Below are 14,391 nucleotides of genomic sequence, written 5' to 3' on the forward strand. Positions count from 1 at the left end.
AATACCCGCGTGGGGTTCGCCTCGGTGCTGCTCACCCCATGAGCGCACCGGATGGTTATCGGCGTCAGCCGCTCAACTGCCACTGAGTGGCCATATCGGCGAGCACATCGGGTAGCCGCTGGAGCAGGCGGCCGCGTGCCAGTTTGTCCGGGAACGGCTCCGCCAGCACGGTGGCAGCCAGGTCCGCATCGGACTTCATGTCGATATGGCGGGGCACCAGGTCGCCGGTGATGTAGGCCCAGCGGGCGTCACGGTCGGCCCAGTTCCAATTCGGCAGCGGAGTACGCAGCGACAGGGTGCGGTCCGCGGCCGCCACGGTGACGGTGGCCGGCCCGAAGACGCCGGGTGCGCGCACTCCCGGCACGCCCGCCTTTCCGGCGACGGTGCTGACGTAGGTCAGCACCCGGCCCATCGAGCCGCGTCCGGTCGCGGTGACGTCCCATTGGTCGGCGACGATGTGGTTCTGTTCGCGGTCGGTCATCCGGATCAGCGCGTCGACGAACCCGGCGCGGGTCCCGGCGGCCACCGAATGCCAGGCGGCGCGAAGGCCGTCGTCGAGAATTCCGGCCCGGTGCATCTCCTCGATGCCGGCCAGCCCTTCGGCGAGGTAGGCCTCATGCATCGGCACCAGGTCCACGAAAATGTGCTTCTGCATCGTCATCAGCCGGATCTGGTACCAGACCAGATCGTCGGCGGTCAGCCGCGGCCCCTCGGTGGCGAGCAGATGGATATCGGCCGGTAATCCACGCACCAGTTCTTCCGGCGTGTGGCGCAGCAGGTCGGCGACGGCGTTGCCGAGTCGATGGATGGCGGGCAGCTCGACCACGCGTCCGACATCGCTCATGTCGAAATAGCCGGAAGCGAAAGAGCCACCCGCGATTCCGGCCAGCGCGGCCCACCAGAATTCCGGATGCCGGGAGGCCAGGCGCAGGTAATTGACGTAGACCTGGTTGAAGATCCGCTCACCCGCGGCCGGTCCGCGGCTCGGGTCCCAGGCCGCGAGCTCGATGTCGGCGTTGTCGGTCGCGACGACGAGCCAGTACTGGTGCAGCAGGGTCGCGTAGCGACGTGGCGGGATGCCGTCGGACCGCGCCTGATCGAGCGCGGTGCGCAGGGCCGTCGCGTCCAGTGGCAGAGCGGGATTCAGGCCGCCGGCAGCGGAGCCGTCGTCGTTGACGGCGGGTAGGTCGAGGTAGGCCGTATAAGCCGGCGCCGCCTGCGCGGCCGGAACCGAAGCGAGCGCGAACAGGGTGCAGATGAGGACGATTGCGGTGCTGGCGAGGAACCGGAGACGGACTCCGGCAGTGTGCTGATACGTCATGCGGTCCCGGTTCGGTTGCGGCGGCGTTGCCTGGATCAGGTGTTCAGCACAGTAGCAACGCGTTTCAGTTGACGATCAACATATTCGGCCACGCGTGGTGACCGTTCTTCGATGCCTTCAGCGCGGCGCATCGGCCGGAACGTCGTCCGGCAGGAGCGCCGGTTCGACGATGGCGGGACCCTGCGGATGGTGCTGCGGCGCAACGGCCTCCGCCCGTAGGTGCGCGATGCCGATCAGCGCCGTCACCACCAGCGCACTCAGCAGAGCGGAGATCGCCAGCACCGCGAACCCGACCTGGGCCTGCTCGACCCGGTGCGCGGAGTCCGCCGGATACCCCGAGGGAGCGAGCCGGGTGGGACGAGAGTCGTAGCGCACCACGCCCGCTCGCGGTCCGGCGCCGCGCGGGCGTCGTTCGGCACGCCGGTGGATCGCCTGCCGAGTGCGCAGACCGCCGCGGGACGGGTGGACGCGAACGGACCCACGCCCGCCGCTCCCGCCGCCGGCCCCTGGCAGTGGCCGCCCCGGGGGCGCTTGCCTTTCACCGCCGGCGCCGGGGACGAGGTCGCCGCGCGCTCCTCGCGCCTCGGATCCACTCGCCACCGTGTGGATATCGCTGATCGCTGCACTCATCGGACAAACCTCCGTGGTGATACCCCGTCGTTGCTGTCATCGGCCGCACCATCGCGGCCCCGGTCGCCCTACCTGCGGACTCACCGTCCGCCTCGGCTATCGTTCGATCACATGTTCGAAGAACTGATGTTCGATTTCTACCACGGTGCACCGACAAAGTCAGCAGAAACGCCGGACATGCTCGAACAGATGTTTGATACATCGCGCCGACCGGACTAGATTCGGAGAACGACATCGACTCCCGGTACGGCGCGGTCGAGCCGGGCACCGACACGAAAGGGCGGCAACGGTGAGCCAGACAGACGGCACGGGCGACGGGGGCGGTCTCGGCGTCGAAACAGCCGGGACCGGAACGGATCTCACCGTGCGTCAACGCAAGGTGCTGGAGGTGATCCGCACCTCGGTGAGCGAGCGCGGTTACCCGCCGAGCATCCGCGAGATCGGCGATGCGGTCGGACTCACCTCCACCTCCTCGGTGGCCCATCAGCTACGCACCTTGGAACGCAAGGGCTATCTGCGCCGCGACCCGAACCGTCCGCGCGCGGTGGACGTCCGGGGCCTCGACGAAGCCGTGCGCGCCGTGACGAGCCTGTCGGCGGTGGGTGCGGACAGCGCCGGCGCCGACCTCGCAACCGTCGACTCCGATCGCCCGGTGCCGACCTTCGTTCCGGTACTCGGCCGTATCGCCGCCGGTGGCCCGATCCTGGCCGAGCAGGCCGTGGAAGACGTCTTCCCGCTGCCGAAGGAACTGGTCGGCGACGGCTCGCTGTTCCTGCTGAAGGTGGTCGGCGAGTCCATGGTCGACGCGGCCATCTGTGACGGCGACTGGGTGGTGGTCCGCCAGCAGAATGTCGCCGAGAACGGCGATATCGTCGCCGCGATGATCGAGGGCGAGGCCACGGTGAAGACGTTCAAGCGCACCGGCAAGGACGTGTGGCTGATGCCGCACAACCCGCATTTCGAGCCCATCCCCGGTAACGACGCCCAGATCCTCGGCAAGGTCGTCACCGTCATCCGCAAGATCTGACGTCATGAGCAAGGTCCCGGCGGGCGCGTGATGGTCGACGCGGCCGTCGGGAGGGCGGAAACCGGCAGCCCGGAGCTGGTCTGGTACGCCAGCTACGGCTCGAACATGAACCCCCGTCGGCTCGATTTCTACCTGCGTGGCGGCGCGCCCACCGGCGGAGTGATGACCCTGCCGGGCTGCCGGGACCCGAGCCCACCGCTGCGCTCGGTGCCGCTACTGCTGCCCGGATTGCTGTATTTCGCCACCGAATCGGCCATCTGGACCGGTGGGCGCGCCTTCTACGACCCGGATATCGCCGACCACACCGCCGCCCACGCCTACCTGCTCACCGCCGCCCAGTTCAGCGATATCGCCGCGCAGGAGATGTATCGCGAACCGGGCACCGACCTGGATTTCTCCCTGGCGCTCGGCACCGGGCGCGCCAGCTTCGGCCCCGGCCGGTACGAAACTCTCGTCCACGCCGGGCTCCGCGACGGCTACCCGATCCTCACCTTCACCGCGCCCTGGGGCCGCCACGACGTCCCGGGCAACCCGCCCGCCCCGGCCTATCTGCGGCACCTGGCACAAGGACTGATCGCCTCGCACGGCTGGACGATCCAGCGCACCGCGGCCTACCTCGCCTCCCGGCCCGGCGCCGACCTCACCTGGACCACCGAATCGGTGGTCGCGTTGCTGAGCGACGAGGCCAACTCGCCACCAACCGATCCCGGCCAGAACATCATCGATGGGCCTTGGTGATGAACCGCCCGAATGGGGCCGCCGCCACGGTGAGAACCCAGCGAGCAGGCTCGTCCGCCGCGGCTGCGTAGGCGATACGCGGAGCAGGCCACACGGGATCGAGCCGGGCCGACAGGTCACAGGTCATTCGCGAATCACTCGATCGGGGGCGGGAGCCGACGGCAGGCGGCCTGTCCCTACCTCGCCTGCTCCCCCAACGCTGCCGAGATCTTCTGTGCACCCGCCCGGATCGCGGCGACATAACCCGCTCGCTCCCCCGGACCGACCGCGGGCAACAGCGGACCGATCTGCACCTCGTAGGGTGCCGCCGCGCCGTCGAATACCGGCGCGGACAGGTAGCTGACCGGCAGCGCCTCCCCCGAGGCGATATCGGCGGCGGTGTAGGGCCGCGCGGTCAACCGCGACAACTGCCGCAGCACCCGTGACCGCAGCTGAGGTTGCAGCACCTCGGCGCCGACCGCGCCGAGCAGATCGGCGAGCACGTCGACCAGACCGGCATCGTCGGCATCGGGCCGGAACACCGCGTAGCCGTTGTCGGCCACGAACCGCAGCAGCGCCGGCGCCGCCCGGCGGGCCGGCCCGGACACCGTTGCCAGCCAGGCGCGGCGTTCGGCCTCCGCACGCCACGGCATCACCGCCGCCCCGGCCGGGTAGGCCAGCGGAAGCGATTGCCCCACAGTCAAACCGGGCACCACCCGCTCACCCGAATACTGCTTGGCCACCACAGTCAGGCGATCGCTATCGATCCGGCTGAGGGTGGCGCCGCAGCCGACGGCCGCAGCCAAGGCGGCCAGTTCGGACTCGGCCGAGCCGAGGTGGTCACCGGGCGACACCGGTGACAACCTCGCCAATGCGGGTCCCGGCCGGTATCTCAGGTCCCCGTCACGGCGCACCCATCCGGCGGCGGTGAGTTCGGCGAGGACGGCGGTGACCGTGGCGCGCGCCAGCGCCAACGACGCCGCGATCTCGGACGCGCTCATCGCTCGATCCGATTCGACCAGCAGCTCGACCACCGCGATCACCCGCCGGGTCGGCGGTGACCCTGGTACCGACATCGCAACCCCTTGTCGCCGGACGGACAGCGCCCTACACTGCATCGACTATTCGCCGAATAGTAGTCGAATATTCGACACAGGAAAGGAAGCGGCGATGATTCTTGATCGATTCCGCCTCGATGGCCGGGTAGCGATCGTCACCGGCGCAGGACGTGGTCTCGGGGCCGCGATCGCCCTCGGATTCGCCGAAGCCGGCGCCGATGTGCTGATCGCGGCACGCACCGAAGCGGACCTGCGTGAGGTCGCCGCCCAGGTGGAAGCGACCGGCAGGCAGGCACATGTCGTGGTGGCCGATCTCGCCGACCTCGAGGCCGCTGCAGCACTCGCCGACGCGGCGGTCACCCGGTTCGGCCGTCTGGACATCGTGGTCAACAACGTCGGCGGAGCGATGCCGAAACCGCTGCTGGACACCAGCGCCGCCGACTTGGCCGAGGCGTTCACCTTCAATGTCGGCACCGCGCACTCACTGGTGCAGGCGGCGGTACCGAAGATCCTGGAGACCGCGGGTACCGGCTCGATCATCAATATCACCTCGACGATGGGCAGGCTGCCGGGCCGGGCCTTCGCCGCCTACGCCACCGCGAAGGCCGCGCTGGCGCATTACACCCGCAGCGCCGCCATGGATCTGTGCCCGCGCATCCGGGTGAACGCCATCGCCCCCGGGTCGATCCTCACCTCGGCTCTCGCGGTCGTGGCCGGCAACGACGAGATGCGCGGCAAGCTCGAACAGGCCACGCCGATGCGCCGCCTCGGCGACCCCGCCGATATCGCCTCGGCGGCACTGTTTCTCGCCTCCCCCGCGGGCGATTTCCTGACCGGCAAGGTGCTCGAGGTCGACGGCGGCCTCATCGCACCGAATCTCGACATTCCCCTTCCCGATCTGTGAGGTGATGACATGGTCTATCGCGTAGTGCACTGGGGCACCGGCAATGTCGGGCGGCACGCGCTCGCCGGTGTGCTCGACGATCCGCGCCTGGAACTGGTGGGTGTGCGGGTCTCCGGGCCGGACAAGGACGGCAGGGACGCGGGTGAACTCGTCGGCGCCGCCCCGACCGGCATCACGGCCACCACCGACACCGAGCGGATCCTCGCACTGGAGCCCGACTGCGTGGTCTACACGGCCATGACCGACAACCGGCTGATGGAGGCGCTCGAGGATCTGCGGGTCCTGCTCGCGGCGGGTATCAACGTGGTGGCCAGCGCGCCGGTCTTTCTGCAGTACCCGTGGGATGTCATCCCGGACGAACTGCTGGTGCCGGTGGAAAAAGCCGCCGCAGCGGGCAATTCGTCGCTGTTCGTCAACGGAATCGACCCCGGCTTCGCCAACGATCTGCTGCCGATGGCGCTGCTCGGCACCTGCCGCCGGGTCGACCAGGTGCGCTGCCTGGAGATCGTCGACTACTCGACCTACGACAATCCCGCGGTCATGTTCGACATCATGGGCTTCGGCAAACCGATGGACGAGACGCCGCTGCTGTTGCAGCCGGGTGTGCTGTCGCTGGCCTGGGGTAGCGTCGTCCGGCAGCTGGCGGCGGGACTGGATATCGAGCTCGACGCCGTCACCCAGACCTACGAGCGGATCCCCGCACCGGAAACGTTCGACATCGATTCCGGCACCATCGAGCAGGGCACCGCGGCCGGGCTGCGCTTCGAGGTGCGCGGCATGGTCGGCGACCGGGCCGTCACGGTGCTCGAACACGTCACCCGGTTGCGCGCCGACCTCGCTCCGGACTGGCCGCAACCCGCCCGCGAAGGCGGCTCCTACCGCGTGGAGGTGACCGGCGAACCGCACTACACCCTGGATCTGGCGATGTTCAGCGATAACGGCGACCACAACCACGCCAGCCTGGTCGGCACCGCGATGCGCCTGGTCAACGCGATTCCCGCGGTGGTGGCGGCGCCCGCCGGTGTCCGCACCACCCTGGATCTGCCGCTGATCACCGGTGCCGGCCTGGCGTCGCGCAGCTGACCAGTCGTCGGTCGCCGGAGGCCCAGTCCGTCGGCGGCCGACGCATGAGCCGTCCCCACACCATGCCCTTGACCTCTACCGTTGGCGGTGTGGTGAATGAGCAGATGCGGCAGAACTGGGCCGAGGGTGCGGCCGGATGGACCGAGAACGAACAGCTCTTCGATGCGCTGTACGCGCCGGTGACCGAGGCGATCGTCGGTGCCGCGGCGCTCGGCGACGGTCGGACGATGCTCGATATCGGGTGCGGGACCGGCACTTTACTGGCCGCTGGTCGCGCGGCCGGTGCCGCGGTCACCGGTATCGACGTGTCGCCCGGCATGGTGGAGGCGGCGCGGGCGCGAGTGCCGGAGGCCGCGGTGGTACTGGGCGATGCGCAGGTCATGGACCTGACGACGACTCCCGGCGCGCCGTTCGACCGGATCGTGTCCCGATTCGGTGTGATGTTCTTCGACGATCCGGTGGCGGCCTTCGCCAATATCGGTCGCGCGGCCGTACCGGAGGCCGGACTGACCTTCGCCTGCTGGCGCGAACATTCGGAGAACCCGATGTTCACTCTCGGCACCACCGTGCTGACCGATCGCCTGAGTCCCCGCCAGGACGACCCACCGCCGGGCGCACCGGGCCCGACGGCGTTCGCCGATCCCGAGCGCCTGACCTCGATTCTGACAGCGGCGGGATGGTCCGATATCGCCATCACCGCATTGGATTTCCACTGCGACTACGGCATCGACGGCGGCGATGGGGTGGCGCAGCGGCTGGCGCTCATCCTCGGGACCACCACCGGACGGCAAGCGCGCCGCGTGCTCGAACCCGAAGTGGGCGAATCCGGATGGACAGCTCTCCTGGACGAGGTACGTGCCGAGCTGCGCAGCCATCTGGTCGACGGTGTGGTCCGGCATCCGGCCGCCACCTGGCTGGTCACCGCCCGCCGCGCGGGCTAGCGACGGAAACCGCCCCGCCCCACCGTGTTTCGGCAGGACGGGGCGGTGGGCGCCCAGTGCAGGAATCAGGCCAGTTTCAGCGACCGGCCGATGATCTCCTTCATGATCTCGGTGGTGCCGCCGTAGATCGTCTGGATGCGGGCGTCCATGTACGCCTTGGCGATCGGGTATTCCTTCATGTATCCGTAGCCGCCGTGCAGCTGCAGGCAGCGGTTGATGAGATCGAGCTGCTCCTCGGTGCTCCACCACTTGGCCATCGCAGCGTCTTCGGGGGAGAGTTTGCCCGCGTTCAGGTCTTCGATGAAGCGGTCGACCATGATGCGCACGGCGGTGGTCTTGGTGGCCAGCTCGGCCAGCACGAAACGGGTGTTCTGCAGGGCGCCGATCGGCTTGCCGAAGGCCTTGCGATCACGCACGTACTGGCAGGTCATCTCCAGGCAGCCTTCCATCGCGGCGGCGGCCATGACGGCGATCGACATGCGCTCCTGGGGCAGGTTCTGCATCAGGTGGATGAAGCCCATCCCCTCGGTGCCGAGCAGGTTGGCGGCGGGCACCCGGACGTCGTTGAAGCTGAGCTCGGCGGTGTCCTGCGCCTTGAGGCCGATCTTGTCCAGGTTGCGGCCACGTTCGAAGCCCGGCATATCGCGTTCGACGACCAACAGGCTGAAGCCCATCGCGCCCTTGTCGGGATCGGTCTGGGCGACCACGATCACGATGTCGGCGTTGATGCCGTTGGTGATGAAGGTCTTGGCGCCGTTGATGACCCAGTCGTCACCGTCGCGGACGGCGCGGGTCTTGATGCCCTGCAGATCCGAGCCGGTGCCGGGTTCGGTCATCGCGATGGCGGTGATGATCTCGCCGGAACAGAATCCGGGCAGCCAGCGCTGCTTCTGCTCGTCGTTGGCCAGCTCCAGCAGATACGGCGCGATGACGTCGTTGTGCAGCGAGAACCCGAGCCCGGAGTACTGCCCACGCACCGTCTCTTCGGTGATCACCGCGTTGTAGCGGAAGTCCTTCACCCCGCCGCCGCCGTACTGCTCGGGCACGGCCATGCCGAGGAACCCCTGCTTGCCTGCCTCGGTCCACACCGACCGGTCGACGATGCCCTGCTCTTCCCATGCCGCGTGGTTCGGCGCGACGTGGGTGTCGAGAAACTTGCGGAACGATTCCCGGAACAGGTCGTGCTCGGGTTCGAACAGTGTGCGCTCCACACCAACCTCCTAGTGACCACACGAACCGGTCCGCACCGGTCCGTCGTTGTCACCCACCGTACCCGGAATGAGAATCGCTGTTCACTTCACTCCCCGAATTCATTGCCTCACCTGCTCGAGTATCAGGGAGGAAGTTGATCAAAGGAGATTCACGACAAACGAAAACGCCGTAGCCGGTCGATCGCGCCGGAGGCGAACGCGCTCAGATCGCCGCGCACCCGGCCGGCCAGGGTGCGACCGGCATCACGGTCGCGTTCGGCGAACAGGAACCGCAGCTCTTCCTCCAGGCCCTTGCGCACCACCGCCCGCAGCTCTACCGCCGCGGCACCGAGATCGGGGGCATCACGCCAGGGCGCGGGATCGATCGGCGCGCCCGCGGCGAAGTAGAACCGTTCCGGGCGTGGCAGCGGCGTCGGGCCGATCCCGCGCACCAGTGGCGGGGTCAGCTCACGGTTGATGCCGAGTGCCTCGACCACCCAGCGCAGCGGTCGCAGCACCGGGTGATCACCGTCGACGACGATGTCGTAGGCGTCGTCCACACCGATCATCGCGATCGGCACGATGGGCGCGCCCGCCTCGATCGCCATCCGGGCGAATCCGGTCCGTCCCTCCCATTTGAGGTGGTACTTCTCGTTCTTGCGGCGTACGGCTTCGCGCCCGCCGCCCGGGAAGACCATCACGGCCTCGCCGCGTTCCAGCAGCGCAAGGCAGTTCTGCCGGGTCCCGCGCACCGAACCGTAGTGGTGCAGCAGATGCCGCACACCGGGCACCGCGATGAGTACGTTCTCCGCGAGCCCGCGGATGAGCCTGCCGCGTCGGCGCAACACCTCGGGCAGCAGCAGCGGCGCGTCGATCCCGCCGAGCAGATTGTGGTTGCCCACCAGCAGCACCGGCCCCTCGGCGGGAATGTTCTCCAGCCCGTAGAACCGCGGGCTGGTCCACGCGCGCAGCGGGGCGAGCAAGGTCTCGATGACGCGCAGGTCGGTCTCGCTCAGCGACACTGACAGCGGCGCACCGTCGCTGAGCACGGCAGTTTCGCGCGAGACCCCGCCCTCGTCGGGCAGAGCACCGGCCCCCTCGGGCAGAGCACCGGCCGGCCGATCACCGGAATCGGCCGAGCCGGAACGGTCGTGCGACATGAACCCTCCTGATGTCGATTCGATGACGATAACGCAACGAAATCGACTGTGTCGCATCGGATATGCCGTCGTGGGCTGACCTGCGACATTGTTCACGTGCCGGAAACCCGGCGGTTTTACGCCCCGTCGCCTACGGCGGTGCCGGCATGCGCGTACTCCGACAGCGCCGCGGCCAGCGCCTGTGGCACGTGCGCGTGCACCCGCGTCCCGGCTTCCTCGTGGCTGGAGCTGTCGATTCGGCCGTCGGCGTGGATGCGAGCGAGCAGGTCACCGCGGGTGTAAGGCAGCAGCACACTGATCTCGACATCGAGTCCGCCGAGTACCTCGGCGAGCCGGTCGCGCAACTCCTCGATGCCGGTGCCCTTGTGCGCGGAGACGAACACCGCCCCCGGCAGCAGCGCGCGCAGCCTGGTGAGTTCGACCGGGTCGATGGCGTCGATCTTGTTGACCACCAGCAGTTCCGGCGGCGCGGGCGTGCCCGATTCGCGGATCACGTCGGTGACCACCTCGCGGACCGCCTTGATCTGCTCGGACGGCAGCGCGTCGGATCCGTCCACCACGTGCAGCAGGAGATCGGCGCCGGTGACCTCCTCCAGCGTGGAGCGGAACGCCTCGACCAGCTGGGTCGGCAGATGCCGGACGAAGCCGACGGTGTCGGTGAACACGACCTCGCGACCATCGTCGAGTTCGGCACGACGGGTCGTCGGGTCCAGGGTGGCGAACAGCGCGTCCTGCACCAGCACGCCGGATCCGGTGAGCGCGTTCATCAGGCTGGACTTGCCCGCATTGGTATAGCCGACGATCGCCACCGACGGGATGCCGCTGGAGGTGCGCCGTGAGCGCATGGTGTCGCGCGCGGTCTTCATCTCGCGGATCTCGCGGCGCAACTTGGCCATCCGTTCCCGGATGCGGCGACGGTCGGTCTCGATCTTGGTCTCACCGGGACCACGCAGGCCAACACCGCCGTTGCTGCCGGCTCGGCCACCGGCCTGACGCGACATCGACTCACCCCAGCCACGCAGCCTCGGCAGCATGTACTCCATCTGCGCCAGCGCGACCTGCGCCTTGCCCTCGCGGGAGGTGGCGTGCTGGGCGAAGATGTCCAGGATCAGGGCGGTCCGGTCGATCACCTTGACCTTGACGACCTTCTCCAGCGCGGTGAGCTGGGCGGGAGTGAGTTCACCGTCGCAGATGACGGTGTCCGCGCCGCTGGCGAGCACCACCGAACGCAGCTCGTCGGCCTTACCGGAACCGATGTAGGTGGCCGGGTCGGGCCGGTCGCGACGCTGGATCAGCGCCTCGAGCACCTCGGAACCGGCGGTTTCGGCGAGCGCGGCGAGTTCGGCCATGCTGGCCTCGGCGCGCGCGGCACTGCCTTCGGTCCAGACACCGACCAGCACGACCCGTTCCAGGCGCAGCTGCCGGTATTCGACTTCGGTGATGTCGGTGAGCTCGGTGGACAGCCCGGCGACGCGGCGCAGCGCGCTGCGGTCTTCGAGCTGGAGTTCACCGGTGGTGGGCTCGGGTGCCCAGCCGCCGCGGCGGCGCGGTGAGGCGTCGGCGGTGGCTTCGGTGCCGTCGAACTCGGCGCTATCCACGTCGTCGGCGCCGTCGTACAGATCGCTACCGTTGGTCATATCGAAAGACTCTGAATTCCTCATACACCATCCATGCTGCCACGAAATCCCAGGACAGCGCATGTGGATATCCGCGGGCGCGGCCCGGTCACCGGCCCTGCCACCACTCGCCGGCGATCCGGCCGGTCGCCACCAGCACCGATGGGCCGCGCAGCCGGGCACGGCCGCGCTCGAGTGCGACGGAGACTTCGCCGCCGGGGACCCGGACGGTCACCTCGCCGGTGTCCTCGGCGATCCGGAAACCACCCGCGGCCAGGGCAGCGGCCGCGGCGGCCACCGTTCCGGTGCCGCAGGAGCGGGTCTCGCCGACGCCGCGTTCGTAGACGCGCATATCGACCGCGCCCGTCACGTCGAGGGCGGTGACGAGCTCGATGTTCACTCCCTGCGGGAACAGGTCCGGGTCGTAGCCGGGGGCCACGGTCAGATCGAGCTTGGCCAGCGCGTCGGCGGTGAGTTCCGGATCGACGCAGGCCAGGTGCGGGTTGCCGACGTCGATGCCGATCCCGCGGTAGCCCCAGCCGGCCACGGTGGCGGTCGATTCACCGAGTTCGCGGACCTCGCCCATGGCGACGGTGACGTCACCGTTGACCGGACCGGCCGCGTGCACCGTCACCGGCCGCGCGCCGGCCCGGCTGCCGACGACGAACTCCGCCCGCGTCTCCAGCCCCGACGCGGCCAGGTAGTGGGCGAATACCCGCACGCCGTTTCCGCACATTTCGGCGATGGAGCCGTCGGCGTTGCGATAGTCCATGAACCAGTCCTGCTCGCCGACGCCGTCGGGCAGCTCGGCCAGCACGCCCGCGGCCCGCAAGGCACCGGCTCGCGCGACCCGCAGCACCCCGTCCGCGCCGAGGCAGCGTTGCCGATCGCACAGTGCCGCGATCTGATCGACGGTGAGCTCGAGGCGCACCTGCGGGTCGGGCAGCACCACGAAATCGTTCTGGGTGCCGTGGCCCTTGGTGAACTCGATGCTGTCGCTGTCTGGCACGTGCCGGCCGCCTCTCGTCGTGGTCATCTGGCAAACGTTCGGCGTTGCCGGGAAATTTCGTACAGCGCGACCGCCCCCGCCGACGGCGCGCCCAGCGAGCTGGCGGTCCCGCCCATGGGGATGTCGACGATATCGTCGCAGGCCTGCGCCCAGGCCGCGCTCATCCCGCTGGTCTCGTTGCCGACCACCAGGATGGTGGCCTCGGTGAAATCGTGATCGAACACCGCGTGCGAGCCGCCTTCGTCGGTGCCGACGATGCGGGTGGGGATGCCGCGATTCACCTGCCGATCCCGGAAGGCGAGAATCTGGGCCGGACCCGCGGCGCGTAGTACGGGCACCGCGAACAGTGAGCCGGTCGAGGCCCGCACTGCCTGCGGGTCGTACTGGTCGGCGCCGTGACCGGTGACGATCACCGCGTCCGCACCGAAGGCATCGGCCGAACGAATCAACGTGCCGAGATTGCCCGGGGAATTGGGCCGGTCGACGACGACGACCACCGGCGCCTCGCCGGGTTCGCCCGGTTCGAAGGTGTCCAGTTCGAGGATGCGTTGTTCGGCGACGGCGACGACCTCGGGCACTCCGCCGGACTTCTCCCCCAGTTCGGCCATCAGCTCCGGCACCAGCCCGACCTGCGGCACGTCGCTGGTCGCGAGCAGCTCGCGCGCCCAGCTCGACAGCTCCGGCCCGCCGAGCCGGTACAGCAGTGTCTCCAGCGGCCAGTCGTTGGCGACGGCCTGGGTGATCGGGCGCACGCCCTGCACCAGGAATCGGCGGTCGCGATGACGCTTGGTGCGATTGCTCAGGTAGGCCTGCCACACCTGTACGGAGGCGTTGCGGGTGCTGACGCGTCTGGTCACTGCGGGGTTCGCTCCTCGGAGTCGATGCCGATGCTCGCCCGAGTGGTGGCCGCGCCCGATTCCTCGGGTTCGGCGGTGGCGAGCAGCGACGCGACTGTAGCGGCCAGGTCCGGATCGGCGCCGTCCACCCAGCGCACCCGGCGGTCGCGGCGGAACCAGGAGCGCTGCCGACGGACGTAGCGGCGGGTGCCGATGAAGGTCCGTTCCTTGGCGTGCGCGAGGTCGTACTCACCGTCCAGATAGGCGAGTACCTGGGCGTAGCCGATGGCGCGGCGGGCGGTCTGGCCGTCGCGCAGCCCTCGCTCGACCAGCCCGCGCACCTCCTCGACCAGGCCGGTGTCGAACATCAGGTCGGTGCGGCGGGCAATGCGTTCGTCGAGTTCGGCGGTCTCCCGGTCGACGCCGATGATGATCGTCCCCCAGCGCGGACGCCCGATCACCGGGGCCGATGCCGCGAACGGCTGTCCGGTGAGTTCGACGACCTCCAGCGCACGCACCATCCGCCTGCCGTCGGTGGGCAGGATGGTGGCCGCGGCGGCCGGGTCGGCGGCCCGCAATGCCTCGTGCACGGCCGCGACGCCGCGTTCGGCGAGCAAGGCCTCCCATCGGGCCCGGACCTGCGGATCGGTGGCCGGGAAATCCCACTGGTCCAGCAGCGCCTGCACATACATCATCGAACCGCCGACGATGACCGGTGTGTGCCCACGGGCCATGATCGCCTCGACATCGGCGGACGCGGCGGCCTGATACGCGGCCACGGTCGCGGTGTCGGTCACCTCGAGCACGTCGAGCTGATGGTGTGGAATGCCACGCCGCTGGTCCGGCGGCAATTTGGCGGTACCGATATCCATGCCCCGGTACAGCTGCATCGCGTCGAT

The 14,391-nt window shown here is 69.1% G+C and carries 14 protein-coding genes; 5 read left to right on the forward strand and 9 right to left on the reverse strand.

Annotated features, from left to right (window positions below):
- Window positions 1-64 precede the first annotated feature (64 nt).
- A complete protein-coding gene (locus tag RJ05_RS15910) occupies window positions 65-1,321 on the reverse strand; it encodes a hypothetical protein (RefSeq protein ID WP_036538052.1) in 1,257 nt (418 codons plus the stop codon).
- Between the two features lie 117 nt (window positions 1,322-1,438).
- Entirely contained in the window at window positions 1,439-1,699 is a 261-nt protein-coding gene (locus RJ05_RS31420) for a hypothetical protein (protein WP_036538054.1), read from the reverse strand.
- A 541-nt stretch (window positions 1,700-2,240) separates the two neighbouring features.
- On the opposite strand from RJ05_RS31420, the gene lexA reads away from it, so the two are divergent.
- A complete protein-coding gene (gene lexA, locus RJ05_RS15920) occupies window positions 2,241-2,978 on the forward strand; it encodes a transcriptional repressor LexA (protein WP_036538055.1) in 738 nt (245 codons plus the stop codon).
- Window positions 2,979-3,008: 30 nt separating this feature from the next.
- Entirely contained in the window at window positions 3,009-3,716 is a 708-nt protein-coding gene (locus RJ05_RS15925; protein ID WP_051016622.1) for a hypothetical protein, read from the forward strand.
- Window positions 3,717-3,892: 176 nt separating this feature from the next.
- Here RJ05_RS15925 and RJ05_RS15930 read toward each other — a convergent pair whose 3' ends face one another.
- Window positions 3,893-4,771 (reverse strand): helix-turn-helix domain-containing protein, encoded by an 879-nt coding sequence (locus RJ05_RS15930; protein WP_081597351.1) that lies wholly within the window; start codon window positions 4,769-4,771, stop codon window positions 3,893-3,895.
- A gap of 94 nt (window positions 4,772-4,865) precedes the next feature.
- Here RJ05_RS15930 and RJ05_RS15935 point away from each other — a divergent pair, with 94 nt between their 5' ends.
- The 3 genes from RJ05_RS15935 to RJ05_RS15945 all read left to right on the forward strand — a co-directional run bounded on the left by RJ05_RS15935 (window position 4,866) and on the right by RJ05_RS15945 (window position 7,681).
- On the forward strand, window positions 4,866-5,657 hold the full coding sequence (locus RJ05_RS15935) for an SDR family oxidoreductase (RefSeq protein WP_036538057.1): 792 nt from the start codon (window positions 4,866-4,868) through the stop codon (window positions 5,655-5,657).
- Window positions 5,658-5,666: 9 nt separating this feature from the next.
- Window positions 5,667-6,740 carry an NAD(P)H-dependent amine dehydrogenase family protein gene (locus RJ05_RS15940; RefSeq protein WP_036538059.1) on the forward strand — a complete coding sequence of 358 codons (1,074 nt, stop codon included), beginning with the start codon at window positions 5,667-5,669 and terminating at the stop codon, window positions 6,738-6,740.
- Window positions 6,741-6,829: 89 nt separating this feature from the next.
- The gene (locus tag RJ05_RS15945; protein ID WP_211357595.1) at window positions 6,830-7,681 is read left to right on the forward strand and encodes a class I SAM-dependent methyltransferase; all 852 of its coding nucleotides are present in this window, start codon (window positions 6,830-6,832) and stop codon (window positions 7,679-7,681) included.
- Window positions 7,682-7,746: 65 nt separating this feature from the next.
- Here the strand turns inward: RJ05_RS15945 and RJ05_RS15950 are convergent, their stop codons facing one another.
- From RJ05_RS15950 to miaA, 6 genes are all read right to left on the reverse strand, one after another.
- On the reverse strand, window positions 7,747-8,892 hold the full coding sequence (locus RJ05_RS15950; RefSeq protein WP_036538060.1) for an acyl-CoA dehydrogenase family protein: 1,146 nt from the start codon (window positions 8,890-8,892) through the stop codon (window positions 7,747-7,749).
- Between the two features lie 149 nt (window positions 8,893-9,041).
- The gene (locus RJ05_RS15955) at window positions 9,042-10,031 is read right to left on the reverse strand and encodes a lysophospholipid acyltransferase family protein (RefSeq protein ID WP_228783736.1); all 990 of its coding nucleotides are present in this window, start codon (window positions 10,029-10,031) and stop codon (window positions 9,042-9,044) included.
- Between the two features lie 116 nt (window positions 10,032-10,147).
- Window positions 10,148-11,668 (reverse strand): GTPase HflX, encoded by a 1,521-nt coding sequence (gene hflX, locus RJ05_RS15960; RefSeq protein ID WP_138445502.1) that lies wholly within the window; start codon window positions 11,666-11,668, stop codon window positions 10,148-10,150.
- 88 nt (window positions 11,669-11,756) lie between these two features.
- Window positions 11,757-12,638, reverse strand: a complete 882-nt coding sequence (dapF, locus tag RJ05_RS15965; protein ID WP_036538071.1) for a diaminopimelate epimerase — start codon at window positions 12,636-12,638, stop codon at window positions 11,757-11,759.
- Window positions 12,639-12,679: 41 nt separating this feature from the next.
- On the reverse strand, window positions 12,680-13,513 hold the full coding sequence (locus RJ05_RS15970; protein ID WP_036538062.1) for a TrmH family RNA methyltransferase: 834 nt from the start codon (window positions 13,511-13,513) through the stop codon (window positions 12,680-12,682).
- A partial coding sequence (gene miaA / locus RJ05_RS15975) for a tRNA (adenosine(37)-N6)-dimethylallyltransferase MiaA (protein ID WP_036538072.1) occupies window positions 13,510-14,391 on the reverse strand: 882 nt, incomplete at its 5' end. The genes RJ05_RS15970 and miaA, both read right to left, overlap by 4 nt.

The sequence above is a fragment of the Nocardia cyriacigeorgica NBRC 100375 genome, assembly GCF_000308555.1.
Classification (GTDB): Bacteria; Actinomycetota; Actinomycetes; order Mycobacteriales; family Mycobacteriaceae; genus Nocardia; species Nocardia cyriacigeorgica.